Origin of the sequence: Streptomyces sp. NPDC001902, from assembly GCF_042891295.1 — a bacterium.
Lineage (GTDB): Bacteria > Actinomycetota > Actinomycetes > Streptomycetales > Streptomycetaceae > Actinacidiphila.
Window position 1 is genome coordinate 22704 of sequence record NZ_JBIATA010000003.1, and the last position, 17994, is coordinate 40697.

At 73.4% G+C, this 17994-nt stretch carries 16 protein-coding genes; 10 read left to right on the plus strand and 6 right to left on the minus strand.

Annotated features, from left to right (window positions below; translation table 11 throughout):
* Positions 1-17: 17 nt before the first annotated feature.
* Positions 18-422, minus strand: a complete 405-nt coding sequence (locus ACFYYN_RS06405) for a VOC family protein (RefSeq protein WP_500544887.1) — start codon at positions 420-422, stop codon at positions 18-20.
* Between the two features lie 84 nt (positions 423-506).
* Here ACFYYN_RS06405 and ACFYYN_RS06410 point away from each other — a divergent pair, with 84 nt between their 5' ends.
* The gene (locus ACFYYN_RS06410; protein WP_500321980.1) at positions 507-1115 is read left to right on the plus strand and encodes a YdbC family protein; all 609 of its coding nucleotides are present in this window, start codon (positions 507-509) and stop codon (positions 1113-1115) included.
* A 39-nt stretch (positions 1116-1154) separates the two neighbouring features.
* Here ACFYYN_RS06410 and ACFYYN_RS06415 read toward each other — a convergent pair whose 3' ends face one another.
* The gene (locus ACFYYN_RS06415) at positions 1155-1946 is read right to left on the minus strand and encodes a VOC family protein (protein WP_500321978.1); all 792 of its coding nucleotides are present in this window, start codon (positions 1944-1946) and stop codon (positions 1155-1157) included.
* Between the two features lie 209 nt (positions 1947-2155).
* Here ACFYYN_RS06415 and ACFYYN_RS06420 point away from each other — a divergent pair, with 209 nt between their 5' ends.
* The 3 genes from ACFYYN_RS06420 (at position 2156) to ACFYYN_RS06430 (ending at position 5656) form a co-directional block, all read left to right on the plus strand.
* Positions 2156-2821: a phosphoglycerate mutase family protein gene (locus ACFYYN_RS06420; RefSeq protein ID WP_499514451.1), complete on the plus strand. Its 666-nt coding sequence runs from the start codon at positions 2156-2158 to the stop codon at positions 2819-2821.
* A 55-nt stretch (positions 2822-2876) separates the two neighbouring features.
* A complete protein-coding gene (locus tag ACFYYN_RS06425) occupies positions 2877-3779 on the plus strand; it encodes an ADP-ribosylglycohydrolase family protein (RefSeq protein ID WP_500544888.1) in 903 nt (300 codons plus the stop codon).
* A 215-nt stretch (positions 3780-3994) separates the two neighbouring features.
* Positions 3995-5656, plus strand: a complete 1662-nt coding sequence (locus tag ACFYYN_RS06430; RefSeq protein ID WP_500544889.1) for a DUF4153 domain-containing protein — start codon at positions 3995-3997, stop codon at positions 5654-5656.
* Between the two features lie 59 nt (positions 5657-5715).
* Here ACFYYN_RS06430 and ACFYYN_RS06435 read toward each other — a convergent pair whose 3' ends face one another.
* On the minus strand, positions 5716-7263 hold the full coding sequence (locus ACFYYN_RS06435; protein ID WP_500544890.1) for an MFS transporter: 1548 nt from the start codon (positions 7261-7263) through the stop codon (positions 5716-5718).
* A 110-nt stretch (positions 7264-7373) separates the two neighbouring features.
* On the opposite strand from ACFYYN_RS06435, the gene ACFYYN_RS06440 reads away from it, so the two are divergent.
* The 3 genes from ACFYYN_RS06440 to ACFYYN_RS06450 all read left to right on the plus strand — a co-directional run bounded on the left by ACFYYN_RS06440 (position 7374) and on the right by ACFYYN_RS06450 (position 9455).
* Positions 7374-7967, plus strand: coding sequence for a TetR/AcrR family transcriptional regulator (locus ACFYYN_RS06440; protein WP_499514455.1), 594 nt, complete (start codon positions 7374-7376; stop codon positions 7965-7967).
* Between the two features lie 94 nt (positions 7968-8061).
* A complete protein-coding gene (rnhB, locus tag ACFYYN_RS06445; RefSeq protein ID WP_499514456.1) occupies positions 8062-8757 on the plus strand; it encodes a ribonuclease HII in 696 nt (231 codons plus the stop codon).
* A gap of 59 nt (positions 8758-8816) precedes the next feature.
* A complete protein-coding gene (locus ACFYYN_RS06450) occupies positions 8817-9455 on the plus strand; it encodes a hypothetical protein (protein WP_500544891.1) in 639 nt (212 codons plus the stop codon).
* On the opposite strand, the gene ACFYYN_RS06455 is transcribed toward ACFYYN_RS06450, so the two are convergent.
* Positions 9456-10052 (minus strand): hypothetical protein, encoded by a 597-nt coding sequence (locus ACFYYN_RS06455; RefSeq protein ID WP_500544892.1) that lies wholly within the window; start codon positions 10050-10052, stop codon positions 9456-9458.
* A 197-nt stretch (positions 10053-10249) separates the two neighbouring features.
* The gene (locus tag ACFYYN_RS06460) at positions 10250-12409 is read right to left on the minus strand and encodes a RecQ family ATP-dependent DNA helicase (protein WP_500321970.1); all 2160 of its coding nucleotides are present in this window, start codon (positions 12407-12409) and stop codon (positions 10250-10252) included.
* A 154-nt stretch (positions 12410-12563) separates the two neighbouring features.
* Between ACFYYN_RS06460 and ACFYYN_RS06465 the strand changes: the two genes are divergently transcribed.
* On the plus strand, positions 12564-13805 hold the full coding sequence (locus ACFYYN_RS06465; protein ID WP_500544893.1) for a DUF4192 domain-containing protein: 1242 nt from the start codon (positions 12564-12566) through the stop codon (positions 13803-13805).
* Here the strand turns inward: ACFYYN_RS06465 and ACFYYN_RS06470 are convergent.
* Positions 13717-15027: an alpha/beta fold hydrolase gene (locus ACFYYN_RS06470; protein ID WP_500544894.1), complete on the minus strand. Its 1311-nt coding sequence runs from the start codon at positions 15025-15027 to the stop codon at positions 13717-13719. The two genes, ACFYYN_RS06465 and ACFYYN_RS06470, sit on opposite strands and share 89 nt — an antisense overlap.
* A gap of 132 nt (positions 15028-15159) precedes the next feature.
* Here ACFYYN_RS06470 and ACFYYN_RS06475 point away from each other — a divergent pair, with 132 nt between their 5' ends.
* Positions 15160-17139: a glycogen debranching N-terminal domain-containing protein gene (locus tag ACFYYN_RS06475; RefSeq protein WP_500544895.1), complete on the plus strand. Its 1980-nt coding sequence runs from the start codon at positions 15160-15162 to the stop codon at positions 17137-17139.
* 120 nt (positions 17140-17259) lie between these two features.
* Positions 17260-17976, plus strand: coding sequence for an NUDIX hydrolase (locus ACFYYN_RS06480; RefSeq protein ID WP_500544896.1), 717 nt, complete (start codon positions 17260-17262; stop codon positions 17974-17976).
* Positions 17977-17994: the final 18 nt, after the last annotated feature.

The window sequence follows — 17994 nt, forward strand, 5'->3', positions numbered from 1 at the left end:
GGCCTTCTGAGGCCCGGTCAGTACGACTGGAGCTCCACGAGGCTGCCGTCCGGTGTGCGCAGATGCGCGGTCCGCAGCCCGGGGCCCCACTCGGGCCGGTCCCGGGGTCCGGTGACGACGCTCGCACCGTGCGCGGTCAGCTTCCCCGCGGCCGCCTCGACGTCGTCCACCCGCAGGACGAGCATGGCCGCGTCCTGTGCGGGGGCGTGCGCGGGCAGCGCCTCGGTGCCGATCGCGCGGGCGAGCGCGGCGCGGGAGAAGAGGGTGAGGGCGGCCTCGCCGCCCAGGTCCCAGTTGGCGTATCCGGCCTGCGGGATCACCTTGACGGGCTCTATGCCGAGCAGGTCGCGCAGGGCTGCGGTCCAGAAGCGGGCGGCGGTGCCGAAGTCCTCGACGAGGAGGCGCGGGTACAGGGCGTCCATGGCGTGATCGTATTCCTCTCCCGTTCAGGGGAGTTGGTCCTTCGATGGGGCGGAAGGGCCACCGGCGGGCCATAGGATGGCGCGGTGCTGGTGAAGTGGATTCGCTGCGGAATCGTCGATCGCGCCGGATTCGAGCGCGGGCAGCGGAAATGGGCCAACGGGCTCATGGGGGAGCCGGGGTTCCGGGGGCAGGGCGGTGGCTGGAGCCGCAGCCAGCCGGGCGTCGCGCACCTCTTCGCGTTCTGGGAGGACCGCGAGTACTACGACGCCTTCATGGCCGGCGCGCACGACCGCCTCGCGGCCGCCCAGGCCGGCACCTACGAGAGCCTCGGCGTCAAGCTCTTCGAGCACCGTCTGGACGTCAAGGTCGGCTTCCGCCCCCGATTCGCCGACAGCGACCTGCTGCGGCTGGCGCACTGCAAGGTGCGGCCGGACCGCGTCGAGCACTTCGTGCTGATGCAGGAGAAGGTCTGGAACCCGGCCATGGCCGGCTCCCCGGGGATGCTGCGCGGGGTCTTCGCGCAGGGACCCGCGTCCGACTTCCTGGTGCTGTCCATGTGGGACTCGGCGTCCGAGCACGCCAAGTACCGGGACGGCTCCATCCTGCGACTGTCCGAACGCGCCGATCTCGACGCCGACGTGCTCACCGTCGCCGGTGACGTCGTCGACCTGGAACAGGCCTGGTCGATATGACGGCACGGCGACCGGGGACCGCCCCGGGAGCCGCCGCGGTCAGCCCTTCCCGCCCTGCGCGGGGCGGGTGATCACCGAGAAGTACGCGCCGTGCGGGTCGTCGAGCACGGCGACCCGCCCGACGTGCTCGAGGTCGAACGGCGGCACGGAGACGCTGCCCCCGAGCTCGGTGGCCCGCGCGGCGGCCGCGTCGGTGTCGGTGACGGAGAAGTAGTGCATCCAGTGCTGGGGTATCTCCTGCGGCCAGGCGTCGTTCATGAGCAGGATGCCGCCGAACTTCCGGTCGGTTCCCTCCACTTCGAGCTCGGTGTACGAGCTGTCCCCGGCGAACGGGTGGGTCTCGCCCGTCCAGCCGAAGACGTTGCGGTAGAAGGCGCGGGAGCCCTCCACGTCCCGGGTGTTGAGCTCGATCCAGCACAGCGCGCCCGGCTCGTCGAGCAGGCCCGCGCCGCTGAACCGGCCCGGCTGCCACGCGGCGAACTCCGCCCCGTGCGGGTCCGTGAACTGCGCGAAGCTGCCCTGGTCGAAGACCGCCATCGGCGGTACGCACACCGAGCCGCCGGCCGCCTCGACCGCCTTGGCCGTGTCGGTCACGTCGCTCGTGGCCATGTAGGTGATCCACCGCGGCCGGTCGCCCTCGGCCATCACGGGACCGACGGCCGCCACGTGCTCGCCGCGCAGGCTGAAGAAGGTGTACCCCCCGGCCTCCGGAGGGCCCGCCTGGGAGTCCCAGCCGAACAGGCCGCCGTAGAACGCACGGGAGGCCTCGATGTCGGGACTGCTCAGATCGGTCCAGCAGGGTGTGCCGGGAACGAACGACGTGGTCTTCATGGCGGCCTCCAACCGTGGCGCGCGAACGCGCCCCCCTCTTCATGCTGAGTCTGAGGTACGCCACTGACAATCGGGGGCGGGACGCCCGGCCTGTGGACGGAGCCGGCGACCGTCGCCCGGGGACCGCGGCAGGCCTGCGGCGGGGCTGCCCACGGGCCGCGCCGGGGACCGCCGCGACCTTGCTCGCGCGTACGAATTACAGTGAGGCCATGGCCCGACCGCGTCGCATAGTGCTCATCAGGCACGGAGAGTCCCAGGGCAATGCCGACGACACGATCTACGAGCGGGTGCCCGACCACGCGCTGACCCTCACCACGAGAGGTGAGGAGCAGGCCCGCGCGGCGGGCCGGGAGCTTCGGGAGCTGTTCGGCGAGGAGCGGGTGCAGGCCTTCGTCTCGCCATACCGCCGGACGCATCAGACCTTCCACCTGCTCGGCCTCGAGCCGTGCCGTACCCGCGCCAAGGAGGAGCCCCGGCTGCGCGAGCAGGACTGGGGGAACTACCAGGACGCCGAGGACGTGCAGCGGCAGCGCAAGGCCAGGGACGCCTACGGTCACTTCTTCTACCGCTTCGCCCAGGGCGAGTCCGGGGCGGACGTCTACGACCGGGTCGGGTCCTTCCTGGAGACGCTCTACCGCGCCTTCGACAAGCCGGAGTTCCCGCCGAACGTCCTGCTCGTCACGCACGGGCTCACCATGCGGCTATTCTGCATGCGGTGGTTCCACTGGACCGTCGACGAGTTCGAGTGCCTGTCGAACCCCGACAACGGCGAGACGCGGATGCTGCTGGCCGAGCCCGACGGCCGGTACCGGCTCGACCGGCCCTTCGCCCGCTGGCGGACCACCGACTCCGACCTGGCGCGATATCACGGGTGAGATTGCGCACAGGACGATTGACCCGGGTGGCACCGGATGTCAGAGTTCTCCCGCCATGACCGCTGACCCCCATGACCTCCCACGCCGCCGCGCGCTGTCCAGCCTGCGCGGTCTCGCCCTGGGCGACGCCCTCGGCTCCCAGTTCTTCGTGCCGGCGCACTACCCGGCGCTGCAGGGCCGCAGGCTGCCGCCGGGAACCTGGCAGTGGACGGACGACACCGAGATGGCGTGCTCGGTCGTCGCGGTCCTGGACTCGCACGGCGCCGTCGACCAGGACACCCTGGCCGCCTCCTTCGCGGCGCACCACGACTTCGACCGCGGCTACGGCCCCGGCGTGAACCGGATGCTGCGGCTGATCCGGCAGGAAGGCGCCGACTGGCGCACGCTCGCCGCCGAGATGTTCAACGGCCAGGGTTCCTGGGGCAACGGCGCCGCCATGCGCGTGGCGCCCCTGGGCGCCTGGTACGCGGGCGAGCCGGAGAAGGCCGCCGAGCAGGCCGAACTGTCGGCGTACACCACCCACCAGCACCGCGAGGCCGTCGTCGGCGCGATGGCCGTCGCGGCCGCCGCCTCGCTCGCCGCGGACCCGGCCGGCCCCGGCGACCCAGTGGACCTCATCACCCGCGTCGTGGCGCTGCTGCCGCGCAGCGCCGTGCACGCCGGGCTGCGCCGTGCCGTCGACATGCTCGACTACGACGACGTGGCCACCGTCGCGGCCGTGCTCGGCAACGGCCGCCGCACCAGTGCGCACGACACCGTCCCCTTCGCCCTGTGGTCCGCCGCCCGGGGCCTGGGCGACTACGAGGGCGCCTTCTGGACCACCGCCCGCGCGGGCGGCGACGTGGACACCACCTGCGCCATCGTCGGCGGGATCATCGCCGCCGGCGCCGGTGGCGAGCCCCCGCGGGAGTGGCAGGAGCGGTGCGAGCCCCTGCCGGAATGGCTGCCCGCCGGCTGAGCCGCACCCCGGCCCGCCTGAGGGCCTCCCAACCCTCTGCATTGTCACGGCCCTGTCACAGACTGCGCCCTCGGGCCCGTACCGCGCTTGCGCAGCTCGTCGGCGCGCCTAGCCTGTCGGCCACGCCGTCCGGCCGATCTTCGCCGGACGCGCAGTCGAGCACCGGTCCCGCGCGCAGCCCCCGGGCGCCGTGCGACCGGCGGGGAGGGGTTCTCATGTCCGACACGCCGTCCGACGCCGCGCCGACGGCGCAGGCGCCCGCGCAGGCGCCCGCGCAGGCACATCCGCAGGCACCGCTGCAGAAGCAAGGTCCACCCGTCCATCCGGCGCCGCCGTACCCGCGTCCCTGGACGCCCCCGCCACCGCCCCCGCCGCCCGCGTGGGTGATCGCGAGCCGGTCGCGGACCCCACGCGCCGCACGTCCCGCCGTGCTGTGGACGGCGCTGCTCACCGGTGTGCTGGCCGCGGCCCTGGTGCGCGGCGGCCTGGGGATCAACCTGTTGCTGGTCAGCGTGCCCGCCGCGGCCGCGGCCGCGGTCGCCGCCCTCGACCACGGACGGCGGCTGCGGCCCTGGTCGGCCCTGTGGGCGGTGGCAGGCCTGATGCTTCTGCTCATTCCGGCACTGCGGGACGCCTGGTGGCCGTCGCTCCTGGCCGTCGCCGCCGCCGTCTTCCTGGGCTCGCTGGCCCTGCACGGCGGCCGCCGCTGGCCGGGCGTCCTGCTCGGCGGCGCCGGGCTGTGGTTCGCTCCGGCGCCCGCGATCGGCTGGGCGCTGCGCGGGCTGCGCGAGCGGTCCGCCCACGACCGGAGCCGGCTGCTGCCGATGCTGAAGACCGTCGGCGTGACCGTCGTGCTCCTCGTCGTCTTCGGCGCGCTCTTCGCGGGGGCCGACGCGGCGTTCGCCGACCTGCTGGGCGACCTCATGCCCGATGTGACCGTCACCGACCTCCCCCTGCGCGTCCTGCTCCTCCTCGTCGGGACGCTGTTCGCCCTCAGCGCCGCGTGGACCGCCGCGGCGCCGCGCCGCTGGGACCGGATCGAGGTGAAACCGGGACGCGCGCGCCGGCGCGCCGAGTGGGCACTGCCCTTGGTCGTCCTCGCCGCACTGTTCGCGGCCTTCAACGCCGTCCAGTTGGCGGTGCTGTTCGGCGGCTACGAGAAGGTGCTGGCCAAGACCGGCCTGACCTACGCGCAGTACGCCCGGCAGGGCTTTTGGCAACTGCTCGTCGTCACCCTGCTCACCGTGGTGGTCATCGCCCTCGCGCAGCGCTGGGCGCCGCGCGGCACCGACCGCGACCGCGTGCTCGTGCGCTCCGTCCTCGGCACGATCTGCGTGCTGACCCTGGTCGTGGTCGCCTCCGCGCTGCGTCGCATGGACCTGTACGTCGACGCGTACGGGCTGACCCGGCTGCGGATCTCGGTGGCGGGGGTGGAGCTGTGGCTCGGGCTGCTGATCGTCCTGGTCATGGCGGCCGGGGTGTTCGGCGCGCGCTGGCTGCCGCGCGCCGTGGCGGTGAGCGCCGCGGCCTCCGTCCTCGCCTTCGGGCTGGTGTCGCCCGACGCCCTCATCGCCGACCAGCAGGTGAGCCGCTACGAGAGCACCGGCAAGATCGACCTGGAGTACCTGCGGCACCTCTCCGCGGACGCCGTCCCGGAGCTGGACCGGCTGCCGGAGCCGCAGCGCTCCTGCGCCCTGGAGAAGATCGTCGAGCACCTCTACGAGGACGGCACCGAGGCCTGGTTCACCACCAGTCTGGGTGAGGTCCGGGCGCGGTCGCTGCTCGACGGGCGGCCGGCGCAGACCGGCGGCCGGCCGTGCGACGCGGCGGGGCTGCCGGGCTTCTACGACGAGTGGGGCGACCCGGTCTTCCCGTGAGGTGGAACGCCGTGTGCCGCCGCCCCGGCCTCCCCTCGGGCCGGGCGGCGGCGCCGGCGTCAGGCCGAGGGCATGCCCGCGCCGCCGCTGAGCGCCTCCAGGTCGCTCTTGCGGACCCGGATCACGAACAACGCCGTGACCAGGGCGAGCGCGACGAGCCCCACGGCCGCGTAGAACGCGGTCGAGATGCCGTGCGCGAGGACCTCGTGGCCCCACGGCGGCGGCAGTTCGTGCGTCCGCTGGAAGGCGGCCTGCTGCTCCCGGGTGGCGTTCGCCAGGAAGTCCGGGACGAGACCGGTGGCCTTGTCGCGGCTCGCGGTGCCGAACACCGTCACCAGGATGGACAGCCCGAGCGAACCGCCCACCTGCTGCATGGCGTTCAGGAGCCCGGAGGCGGCCCCCGCCTCGTGCTGGGCGACGCCGGAGACGGCCGTCAGCGTCAGCGTGACGAAGTTCAGGCCCATGCCGAAGCCGAAGAGCAGCATGGGGCCGAGCACCCCGCCCACGTAGCTGCTGCCGGGGTCGATCAGGGTCAGCCACGCCATCCCGGAACCGGTCAGCGCCGAGCCGGCCACGAGGAACGGCTTCGGCCCGAGCACCGGCAGGAAGCGGGTGGACAGCCCTGCCCCGGTCACGATCGCCGCGGTGACCGGGAGGAAGGCGAAGCCCGCCGCGATGGGGCTGTAGCCGAGCACGTTCTGCACGAAGATGACGATGAAGAAGAACATCCCGAACATGGCCGCGGCCAGGCTCAGCATCATCAGGTAGGTGCCGGAGCGGTTGCGGTCGGCGAACATCCGCAGCGGGGTGATCGGTTCCCGGGCCCGCCGTTCGATGACCACGAAGGCGCCGAGCAGCACGACGGCGGCCGCGAACGAGGACACGGTCAGGGTGTCCCGCCAGCCCGAGTGGGCGGCGCGGATGAAGCCGTAGACCAGCGAGGCCATGCCGAGCGTCGAGGTGACGGCTCCGGCGACGTCGAACCGCCCGGGGTGCCGCTGCGACTCGCTGATGAAGCGCGGTGCCAGGAAGGCGATCAGCAGGCCGATCGGCACGTTGACGAAGAACACCCAGCGCCAGTCGAGCCAGTCGGTGAGCATGCCGCCGGCCAGCAGGCCCACGGCGCCGCCGCCCGCGGAGACCGCGGCGAACACGCCGAAGGCCCGGTTGCGCTCCGGGCCCTCGGGGAAGTTGGTGGTGATGAGGGCGAGCGAGGTCGGCGAGGCTATCGCGCCGCCGACGCCTTGAAGGGAGCGTGCGGCGAGCAGCTGCCACGGCTCCTGGGCGAAGCCTCCGAGGAGGGAGGCGAGGGAGAACAGCAGGATGCCGAAGACGAACACCCTGCGCCGTCCGAGGATGTCGCCCGCGCGCCCGCCGAGGAGCAGCAGGCCGCCGAAGGTGAGCGTGTAGGCGTTGAGCACCCAGGACAGGTCGGTGGTGGAGAAGGAGAGCGCGTCCTGGATGTGCGGGAGCGCGATGTTCACAATGGTGGCGTCCAGCACGACCATGAGCTGGCAGGCCGCGATCACCGCGAGTGCGATGCCCGGCCTGCCGTCGCGTCGCGCGGCTCCGGGCTTTCGTGGTGAGGTGAGTTGCCCAGTCGTCACGAGGTCCCCCAGTCGGTGACTTAGTGAACGGTCGCGTTCACTGTGTACGACACTAGGGTGATGGTGGTAGTGAACGCAAGCGTTCACTAGAGAGTGAATGAGAAGGTGGCATGACCATGTCGCAGGGAGCGGGGACCCGCCGTCGCGGGCCCGTTCTGGAGCGGGCGATCCTCGGAGCCGCTCTGGAGCAGCTCAGCACGGTGGGCTGGCGAGGGCTGACCATGGAGGGCGTCGCAGCCGGCGCCCAGACCGGCAAGGCGGCCGTCTACCGCCGCTGGCCGTCCAAGCAGGCCCTCGTCGCCGACGCCCTGCAGACGGCCTTCCCGGAGGTCCCCGACGTCCCGGACCTGGGCGGCCTGCGGGAGGACCTGGTCTTCCTCGTGCTGCGGATGCGCGAGGCGATGTACTCGCGCGGCGGGCTCGCCCTGCGCTCGGTGATCGACGAGTGCGACCAGGAAGCCGCCCACTGCTTCGTGCGGCTGATCATGGAAGGGGTCGTCGAACCCACCAAGCACCGCATCCTGGACGTGGTCCGGCGCGGCATCGAGCGCGGGGAGGTGAGGCCCGACGCCACCGGTGACATCGTCGCCGACGTGGTGCCCGCGCTGATGATGTACCGGTCGAAGATCGGCGGCCGGGAGATCACCGAGGAGGACCTGATCGAGGTCGTCGACCAGGTGATGCTGCCCCTGCTGCGCCCCTGACGCGGTCGCCGGGCCGGACGCTCGCGGCCTGCGGCCGTGCTCCCGAGACCTGCTCCCGGCCGGTCCAACGCGGGAGCGTAGGCTAAGCCTTGCCATGGTCCACGAACCCCCCACCCACACCGTCGAGCGCTCGCTGCGCGCGACCCTCGGCGCCAAGGTCATCGCGGGCGTCGACGAGGTCGGACGGGGCGCCTGGGCCGGTCCCGTCACCGTGTGCGCGGCCGTCACCGGGCTGCGACGGCCCCCCGACGGCCTCACCGACTCCAAGCTGCTCACCGTCAAGCGCCGTACCGCGCTCGCCGGTGCGCTCACCGGATGGGTGAACTCCTTCGCGCTCGGCGACGCCTCCCCGGAGGAGATCGACGCACTGGGGATGACCGCCGCGCTGCGGCTCGCCGCCACGCGCGCCCTGGACGCCCTGCCCGTGCGTCCGGACGCGGTGATACTCGACGGCAAGCACGACTACCTCGGGGGTCCCTGGCGGGTGCGCACGGTCATCAAGGGCGACCGCTCGTGCGTGGCCGTGGCGGCCGCGTCCGTGATCGCCAAGGTGCGGCGGGACGCGATGATGGCGGAACTGGGCGTGGACTATGCTCCGTTCGGCTTCGAGGACAATGCCGGGTACCCTTCGCCGGTGCACCGGGCGGCACTGGAGGAGCTGGGGCCCACCCCCCTCCATCGGCTGTCCTGGGCATATCTCGATACGCTGCCGCGTTGGCAGCACTTGAAGAAGGTCCGGGAGACCGTGGAGGCGGGGGAGACGGGTGAGCAACTCGGGTTCGACTTCTGAGCCGAGTTGTGACCTACCCGCCGCTGCGTTGTTCCGGTGCATTTGATAGACATCAGCACATGCCTCTCACCCCCGAGGAGCCTCAGATTCACGAGAGTGTCCCGGGTCCCCGCGTAGCCCCGGCCGCCGGCCGGCCCGCGCCGACCCCCCGTCCCGTACCGGGCCCCGGCCCCCGCCCCGCGCCGCCGCGTGGCGCCCCGGCGGCCAACGCCCGGCCCGGCCGTCCCGGTCCGGCCCGCGGACCCGTCGTACCCCCGCAGCAGCGTTCGCCGCGGGACACCGAGGTTGTGGCCTCCGTCCCGTCCGGCCCGTCGGCGCAGATCCAGCTCATCCCCGCTTCGGTGGACGGCGCCCTCGACGCCGCCGACGAGGCCGTCGACCTGCTGCTGGACAGCGGGCGCGCTCCGGGTGAGGTCCTGGTGCTCACCACCGGCGAGCAGCACCCCTGGGCCGCCCACGAGATGAGCTTCGGCGAGACGTCCTACTGGGCCCAGCACGACGCCGGCGACGACGTGTTCTACGCCGCTCACGACGCCGACCGCGCCAAGGGCCGGCCCGTGGTGGTCGTGGCCGTCAACGGCGGCTCCGACGAGACCGTGGCGCGTGTCCTGCCCTCCGCGATGGCGCGGGCCGGAACCCTGCTGGTCGTCTGCGGCGACCCGCAGCGGATCAACGCGCTGCTCGGCGTCAACGCCTGATCAGCGCGCCGCCGCGCGGCGCAGGGGCGGCGTCCCACTGGGACGCAGGCTCGCTGCGCCGCGGCTAGTGGCCGACCAGGACGTCGCGTTCGGGGAACGACCCGAACGGTCCTCGCCCTGCACCCGCCAGCCGTCTTCGGTCAGCGTGATGTACGAACCGGGGCGCAGCCCGTACAGCGAGCAGGCGTCGCGCAGTCCCCACATCCACGCACCGTCCACCTCGGTCCACCCCGCTCCGCCGTCGCGGCAGACGAGCAGGACCGCGGTGCGCACGGGCCTGCGCCGCCGCAGGTCGTCCGCGGTGATCCGGCGCAGGTGGACGAGGATCGCGTTGCGCCGTTCCCAGCCGTCGGTGACGCCGGGGCGCTGCGCGAAGGACGCGCTGGCCGTCAGCCGTTCGTCCGGGGAGTAGACCGCGACCACGGCGGTTCCCGGGGCCGGGAGGTGGCGTGTGTGGAGGTCCGTGACCACTTCGCGCGGGTTGATCAGCAGGGGGATGCCCGCGGCCGTCCATTCGGCCGGCTCCAGGGTGCGATGGCGTCCGGCACGGCGGGAGGAATTCACGGAAGCGGTTTCCGGAGCGAAGCCGATGGCCACGGTCCTCCCTTCGGGTATGCGTCCGCGACCGGGCGTGCGAGGGCATGCCGGTCGTGGGGCTCCAAGAGCCGATGCGGGGATCCAGACTCAATTGTTCCTGTCGCACACGCAGGCGGCAACGGTCATTTTGTCGACCTGTCTGTTATCTGACCCTCCGCCGCTTAGATCCCGTCTCCGTCTCACATGGTGACTACCGGTCAGCCCTGCAAGGCCAGGACCAGGGGAAACACCGCCGTAACACCGGATCGGCGCAGCAACCGCGCGGCGACGGCCACGGTCCACCCCGTATCGGTGAAGTCGTCGACCAGCAGAACCGGTCCCGCGGCCGCAGCGAGGGCCTCGGAGAGGGCGGGTGGAACGGTGAACGCCCCGTGCAGCGCCCGCAGTCGCTGTGCGCTGTTGCTGCGCGGCACCCGCGAGGGCTCCAGGTCACCGCTGTGCGCCACCTCCCCGAGCAGCGGCATGCGGCCGATCTCGGCGATGCGCGCACCGAGCGACGCGATGAGCTGCGGCCGGGTGTGCGAGGCGACGGTGACGACGCCGACCGGCCGCTGAGGGGCGTCGGGCTCACCGCTCGCCCAGCCGCCCGGGCCCTTCGCCCAGTCCGCGAGCACCTGCACCACGGCCTGCGCCACGTCGTCCGGAACGGGGCCGTCCGTCGCGTTCTCGGCGAACAGCGGGCGGAGCCGGTTGCCCCAGCCGATGTCGGAGAGCCGTCCCAGTGCCCGTCCGGGCGCCGCCTGTTCGCCCGGCGGGATCTTCCCCTTGAGGTCGATGCCGATCGCGGGCAGACCCGTCGGCCACATCCGGCGGGGCTCGACCTCGACCCCCGGGCGCCCGAGGGCGGCCCGTGCCGCCTCCAGGGCCTCGCGGGAGACCTCCGCGGTGAACCGGGGCCCGGCGCAGTTGTCGCAGCGGCCGCAGGGGGCGGCCTCCTCGTCGTCGAGCTGACGGCGCAGGTACTCCATGCGGCACACCGAGGTCGTGGCGTACTCACGCATCGCCTGCTGCTCGGTCTTGCGCTGCCGGTCGACCCACGCGTACCGCTCGGTGTCGTACGTCCAGGGCAGGCCCGTGGCCGTCCAGCCGCCGCGTACCCGGTGCACCGCGCCGTCCACGTCGAGGACCTTGAGCATGGTCTCCAGCCGGTTGCGGCGCAGGTCCACCCGGGTCTCGAGCGCGGGCACCGACATCGGGCCCCCGGAGGCGGCCAGCGTCTCCAGGGTGCGCCGCACCTGTTCCTCACGGGGGAAGGCGAGCGAGGCGAAGTAGCGCCAGATCGCCTCGTCCTCCGGCCCGGGGAGCAGCAGGACCTCCGCGTGGTCCACACCGCGTCCGGCGCGTCCCACCTGCTGGTAGTAGGCGATGGGGGAGGAGGGCGAGCCCAGGTGCACCACGAAGCCCAGGTCCGGCTTGTCGAAGCCCATGCCGAGCGCCGAGGTGGCGATCAGCGCCTTGACCTCGTTGTTCAGCAGCGCGGACTCGGCGGCCCGGCGGTCGGCGTCCTCGGTGCGCCCCGAGTAGGCGGCGACCCGGTGACCGCGCTGCCGGAGGAAGGCGGTGACCTCCTCCGCGGCCGCCACGGTCAGGGTGTAGACGATGCCCGAGCCCGGGAGGTCGCCGATGTGGTCGGCGAGCCAGGCGAGCCGGTGGGCGGCGTCGGGCATGCGCAGCACCCCGAGCGAGAGGCTCTCGCGGTCCAGCGGCCCGCGCAGCACGAGGGCACCCTCGTGGTCGCCGGTCCCCAACTGCTCGGCGACGTCGGCCGTCACGCGTGCGTTGGCGGTGGCCGTCGTGGCCAGCACCGGAACGCCCGGAGTGAGATCGGCGAGCATCGTCCGCAGCCGGCGGTAGTCGGGCCGGAAGTCATGGCCCCAGTCGGAGATGCAGTGGGCCTCGTCGACCACGAGCAGGCCGGTGGTGGAGGCCAGCTTGGGCAGCACCTGGTCCCGGAAATCGGGGTTGTTGAGCCGCTCCGGGCTCACCAGCAGGACGTCGATCTCCCCCGAGGCGACCTCGGCCTGCACCGTGTCCCATTCCTCGGGGTTGGCCGAGTTGATCGTGCGGGCGCGGATCCCGGCCCGGTCGGCGGCCTCGATCTGGTTCCGCATCAGCGCCAGCAGCGGGGAGACGATCACCGTGGGACCGCTGCCCCGCTCGCGGAGCAGCGCGGTGGCCACGAAGTACACGGCCGACTTGCCCCAGCCCGTGCGCTGGACCACCAAGGCGCGGCGGCCGTGCGCGACCAGCGCCTCGACGGCACGCCACTGGTCCTCGCGCAGGCGGGCGGTGCCCGTCGGGTCCCCGACGAGCCGGCTGAGGATCGTGTCGGCGGCGGTGCGCAGTGCGGTGGTCATGCCCCCATGCAACCCGATGGCACCGACACCGCGCCAACCGTGGGGAGGCGGCCTGTGGACAACCCGCCCCAGATAATTGTGATGATATGCGCGAGTTATCCACAGGTTTTGGAGGGGTCTGGCGGAGATCCACGGCGTACGGGACCTTCGGATCATGACTCAGCACACCGAATCCCCCCGTCCCTCGGACGACCCGAAGGTCACGCTGCGCAGCCCGGCCGAACTCGCCGCCGCGCTCCCCTACCTGTGCGGTTTCCACCCCGACGACAGCATTCTGATGATCGCCCTGCACGGCGAGCACGGCCGTTTCGGCGGCCGGGCCCGGCTCGGCATCCCACGGGACGCCGCCGAGTGGCACGGCGCCGCCCAGCAGTTGGCCGAGTGCCTCGTGAACGGCAGCGAGCAGCGCGGCGCGCGGCCGGACGCGATCGTGCTCTTCCTCGTCCAGGAGCCCGCTCCCGGCGAGGACCCCCACCAGGTCATGGAACGGCTGCGTCCGCTGGCGCAGCGGCTGAGGATCGCCTGCGGCACGCTCGACATCCCCGTCGTCGAGGCGCTGTGCGTCTCCGCCGGCCGCTGGTGGTCGTACTGCTGCCCGGACACGGAGCGGTTCCCGCGTGAGGGCATCGGGATCACGCGGTCCGGCGATTCCGTGATGGCCGCGGCGGCCGCCTACGCGGGCCTGCGGATCAACGGCTCCCTCAAGGAGATGGAGGAGCGCCTCACCCCGCCGCCGCCCGGCGCACCGGCCTCCGCGGCCCGCGGGGACGCCCTGGACGCGGCGGCCGCCGCACTCGTCCCCCGCATGCTGGAGCGCGACGACTCCGAAGAGGTGCGGCGTACCACCCTGCGGCTGCTGCGGGAGGCGCTCGAGCGCTTCCGGGCCGCCACCCCGGTGGGGGACGGACCGGAGGCCGACCGCGGCGACGACGCTCTGCTGGACGACGACGAGGCCGCCACGATGATCCTCGGCCTGCAGGACCGCACCACCCGCGACGAGGCCGCCGAGTGGATGGACCCGCCGCACACCGACCCCGCGGTGCGCCTGTGGCGGGCGCTCGCCCGGCGCTGCGTCGAGCCGTACCACGAGCACGCCGCCGCGCCCCTGACCCTCGCCGGCTGGGTGGCCTGGTCCGCCGGGGACGAGGCGGCGGCGCGCGTGGCCTTCGGCCGCGCCCTGCACCTCGCCCCCGACTACACCTTCGCCCGGCTGCTCCACGCCGCGGTCAACAACGGCCTCTCTCCGGAGCCGCTCCGCCGTTACCTGCGGCGGCAGAGCATCGGACGGGCCCGCCGGGCAGCGCTCCTCACAGCTCGCCGTGGGCCAGCCGGATCAGCCGGTCGAGGACCCGGCCGCCGCTCACCCGGAGCGCGTCGTGCTCGTACTCGTCGGTGACCCAGGTGCGCAGGCCGCGGACCGAGCGTGCGGTGGCGAGCGAGTCGGCCGTGTCCACGTACATGTCGTCGTGGTAGACGGCCGCCGCCACCGGCACCTCGTTCCGCGCGAGCTGATCCGGGTCGTACAGGTCGGGCCACTCCTCGTGCTGCGCCAGGTGGTGCGCCGTCTCGCGCAGCGGCGCCAGTGCCGGGTCCGTGGCGAACATCCAGGGGTAGATCATCTCGCCGGTCAGCAGCACCGGCGCGTCGTCCGCCAGCGGCTTGTCGACGTCGAACTGGGGGAACTCGGCGCGGACCGACTCGGCGGCCCAGCCGGTGGCCCGCGGCGAGACCGAACGCTGGCCGTAGATCGACTCGTGCAGCACCGCGTAGAGCGGATTGCCCGCGAACGACAGATGGCCCTGGACCTCGGCGAGGAAGGAGTCGGAGAGCTGGAGGCCGGACCCTCCGGTCACGAAGGCGTCCTCGAGCAGGTAGTGCAGCGTGTGCGAGCCGGTGCCCGTGCCGAGCAGCATCCCGGTGGCCTGGAAGGCCTCCGCGGTCAGCAGTCCGCCGCCCGGGAGCCTGACCTCGCGCTCGCGCAGGTGCCGCACGATCGCGCGGACCGCCTCGACGTCCTCCGGGTAACGCGCGTAGTGCGCCGCGGCCTTCCGCTCCACACGGGGGTAGGCCGCCCGGTAGACGTCCTCGGCCGTGCTGCGCAGGCCGGCCAGCCCGCCGGTCACGAAGGCCTCGCGGACGCCCTCGGGGGCGAAGGACAGGTAGGTGAGCGTGCAGAAGCCGCCGTAACTCTGGCCGAGCAGGCTCCACTGGCCGTCCTCGCCGAGCAGCTCACGGCGGATCAGCTCGCAGTCGCGGACGATCGAGTCGGCCCGGAAGTGCTCCAGATAACGGGCCTGTGCCGAGGCGTCCCCGCGCAGCGGCAGGGTCTGCCGGTTCGCCGGGGTGGAACGGCCGGTGCCCCGCTGGTCGAGCAGCAGCACCCGGTAGTCGTCCAGCGCCCGGGTGAGCCAGCCGTCGCGGCCCAGCGGCCGCGGCGACCGGCCGCCCGGCCCGCCCTGCAGGAACAGCAGCCAGGGCAGCGGATCTCGTTCCTTCCCGGCGGCCACGACCTCCCGTGCGTACACCTCGATCCGTTCACCGCCGGGGTCCGCGTGGTCGAGCGGCACCTGGAAGGTGTGGTCGGTGATGACGGTTCCCGGCTGACGGTAGACGGCCATGGCTCTCTTTCCGGTGATACGGACGGCTTCCCGATCAGGAACGGTAGACGGCGCGTGACCCGAGTGCCCACACGGCCGTTCTCGTGGGTAGTGGCGGCAGCGCCCGAGCGACCGATTCGACGAGGAGGTGGCATGAGCCCGCAGCCGGTCAACCGGCCGCCCCGGCAGGACCGGGGGCCGCAGCCGGTGCACGACGCCGTGATGTGCGTCGCGGCCCCGGCCCTCGCGGTCTCGCCGGAGCACGGACAACTGGACGGAAGCGGCCTCGCCGGCTTCTACCAGGGCGGCCGCCGGGTCCTGGCCCGCTGTGAGCTGCGCATCGCAGGGGCGCCACCGGTCCCCGTACAGGGCGGGCTCGTCACGGCGGGTCGGGCGCGGTTCACCTCCGTCGCCCGCGTTCCCGGCGACACCGCACCCGACCCGGCCCTCACCGTCGAGAGGCTCCGCACGGCCGGGGGCACCGAGCGCATCACGGTCCACAACACCGGTTCCCGTGCCCTGCGCATCCCGTTCGAGGTGGCCCTGGCGACCGACCTCGCCGAGCTGGCGGCGATCGCGGCCGGATCCTCCGGACCCGAGCTGCAGCCCAGCGTCTGCGACGCAGGGCTGCTGTGGTCGGCGGAGGGCCTGCGGGCCCGGGTGACCGCCGTGCCGGCACCCGAGAGCGCCATGGCCTCCGCCGGGCTGCTGTGCTGGGAACTGGCGCTGCCCGCCGGGGCGTCCCGCACCATCGAGCTGCGCGTGACGCTGGAGCCCGCGGCGGCCGGCGTGAACGGCGGATCCGCCCCGGCGGTCCCCGTGCCCTGGTCGGCCCCGGAGATCCGCGGCGCCGGCGGCAGGGCGGAGACACTGCTGCGCGCCGCCCTCGACGACCTGCGGGCGCTGCTGCTGCGCGACCCGGAGCACCCGCTGGACGTCCATGTGGCGGCGGGCGCCCCGTGGCGGCTCGGTCCCGCCCCGGCCGACGCCCTGTGGGCGGCCCGCATGCTGCTGCCGCTCGGCACCCGCCTGGCGGCCGGCACCCTGCGGGCGTTCGCCCGCCGTCAGGACCCGGAGACCGGCGGCCTGCCGGGGCCGTTGCGCCATGCCGGTCCGCATCTGCCGCCCACCTGTTCCGGAGTGGAGGCGGGGCTGCTCTTTGTCACGCTGCTCGCGGAGGCACGACGGTGGGGACTTCCGGAGCGGGACACCGAACAGCTGCTGCCGGCCGCCGAGCGCAGTCTGTGGTGGCTGCGGTCCGTCGCGGGTGAGGGCGGATACGTCCCCGACCCCGCGCCGGGCGGCCCGCTGCGCTGCGACGTGCAGGCGCACGCCCACCGGGCTATGCTGCACGGCGCCGATCTGCTCCAGGCCCACGGACGCCCGGGCGCCGAGGAATGGCGGGAGCGGGCCGAGGCGCTGCGCCGGAGGTTCCGGGAGGACTTCTGGCTTGACGACCTGGCCGGCGGGAGCCCGGCCGCCGCGCTCACCCCTGACGGCAGACCCGTGCCCCACCTGGGTTCGGCAGCCGCCCATCTGCTCGACACCGGTCTGCTGGGAGGCTGCGAGCTCGCCCCCGGTCTGCTGGACAAGGTGCAGACGGAGCAGCTCGCCCGCCTCCTGGCGGCCCCGGAGCTCGACTCGGGATGGGGGCTGCGCACACTGTCCGCCAAGGCCCCCGGCTACAACCCCTTCGGCCACCGCGGCGGAGCGGTACGCGTCCACGAGACGGCCGTCGCGGTCGCCGGGCTGGCGGCCGCCGGCCACGAGCGAGAGGCCTCGGCGCTCCTCCTGGGCGTGCTGGACGCAGCCGGTGCCTTCGGCCACCGGCTGCCCGAGATGTACGCGGGGGAGCAGCGAGACGACTCCCGCCGTCCCGCCCCGCACCCGACGGCCTCGCGGCCCGCCGCGGTGGCCGCGGCCGGGGCCGTCCACATGCTGATGGCCCTCGCCGGGATCCGCCCCGACGCCCCCGAACGCATGGTGGCCGTACGCCCTCTGGTCACCTCCCCACTCGGCGACCTCGGCCTCGCCGGATTGCGGGTGGCCGAGGAGCCCTTCGCGCTGCGGATCGGCGCGTCCGGTACGGCCGTGATCGAGGAGGCGGCTCCGGGACTTCAGCTCGGTGCCTGAACCCGTCGGCGGCACCGGACGCCGGACCGGCGCCGTGACGTCGAACAACAGGCCGAAAGCAGCTCGCGTCATCCCGCCAACCTGCTGTTTATCGTCAGGCAGACGACTATGATCGCGGGCATGGCGCCCTACGACCCGTCAGCTTTCCCGCCCTTCGCCGTCACTGTCGATCTCGTCGTGCTCACAGTGCGCAGCCACGCCCTGTGCGCCCTCGCGGTCCGCCGCGGTGAACCGCCCTACCAGGGCCGGTGGGCGCTGCCCGGCGGCTTCGTACGCAGCGACGAGGACCTGTCCGGGGCGGCCGCCCGCGAACTGGAGGAGGAGACCGGACTGCGCGCGGGCAGCGGGGTCCACCTCGAGCAGCTGGCCACCTACGGCGATCCCAAGCGCGACCCGCGCATGCGCGTGGTGAGCGTCGCCCACCTCGTGCTCGCCCCGGACCTGCCCGCGCCACGCGCCGGCGGCGACGCCCGCAGCGCCCGGTGGGCCCCGGTCGAGGAACTGCTGCGCAACGGCGAGGAGGGTGCCCTCGCCTTCGACCACACGCGCATCCTGGCCGACGGCGTGGAGCGCGCCCGCTCCAAGCTCGAGTACTCGGCTCTGGCCACCGCCTTCTGCCCGCCCGAGTTCACCGTCGGCGAGCTGCGCCGGGTCTACGAGGCGGTGTGGGGCGTCGCCCTCGACCCGCGCAACTTCCACCGCAAGGTGACGGGGACGGTCGGCTTCCTGGTCCCCAGCGGCGGCACCACGACCCGTCAGGGCGGCCGCCCCGCGCAGTTGTTCCGCGCGGGTGGTGCAACCATCCTCAATCCGCCTATGTTGCGACCAGAGGTGTAAATTCCGGGCCATTTGCGC

Coding starts and splice junctions, on each gene's coding strand:
- ACFYYN_RS06460 (WP_500321970.1), bottom strand. CDS start 12,409: ATGACCACCGCACTGCGCACCGCCGCCGACACGATCCTCAGCCGGCTC.
- ACFYYN_RS06465 (WP_500544893.1), top strand. CDS start 12,564: ATGACTCAGCACACCGAATCCCCCCGTCCCTCGGACGACCCGAAGGTC.
- ACFYYN_RS06470 (WP_500544894.1), bottom strand. CDS start 15,027: ATGGCCGTCTACCGTCAGCCGGGAACCGTCATCACCGACCACACCTTC.
- ACFYYN_RS06405 (WP_500544887.1), bottom strand. CDS start 422: ATGGACGCCCTGTACCCGCGCCTCCTCGTCGAGGACTTCGGCACCGCC.
- ACFYYN_RS06440 (WP_499514455.1), top strand. CDS start 7,374: ATGACCATGTCGCAGGGAGCGGGGACCCGCCGTCGCGGGCCCGTTCTG.
- ACFYYN_RS06450 (WP_500544891.1), top strand. CDS start 8,817: ATGCCTCTCACCCCCGAGGAGCCTCAGATTCACGAGAGTGTCCCGGGT.
- rnhB (WP_499514456.1), top strand. CDS start 8,062: ATGGTCCACGAACCCCCCACCCACACCGTCGAGCGCTCGCTGCGCGCG.
- ACFYYN_RS06480 (WP_500544896.1), top strand. CDS start 17,260: ATGGCGCCCTACGACCCGTCAGCTTTCCCGCCCTTCGCCGTCACTGTC.
- ACFYYN_RS06475 (WP_500544895.1), top strand. CDS start 15,160: ATGAGCCCGCAGCCGGTCAACCGGCCGCCCCGGCAGGACCGGGGGCCG.
- ACFYYN_RS06425 (WP_500544888.1), top strand. CDS start 2,877: ATGACCGCTGACCCCCATGACCTCCCACGCCGCCGCGCGCTGTCCAGC.
- ACFYYN_RS06420 (WP_499514451.1), top strand. CDS start 2,156: ATGGCCCGACCGCGTCGCATAGTGCTCATCAGGCACGGAGAGTCCCAG.
- ACFYYN_RS06415 (WP_500321978.1), bottom strand. CDS start 1,946: ATGAAGACCACGTCGTTCGTTCCCGGCACACCCTGCTGGACCGATCTG.
- ACFYYN_RS06430 (WP_500544889.1), top strand. CDS start 3,995: ATGTCCGACACGCCGTCCGACGCCGCGCCGACGGCGCAGGCGCCCGCG.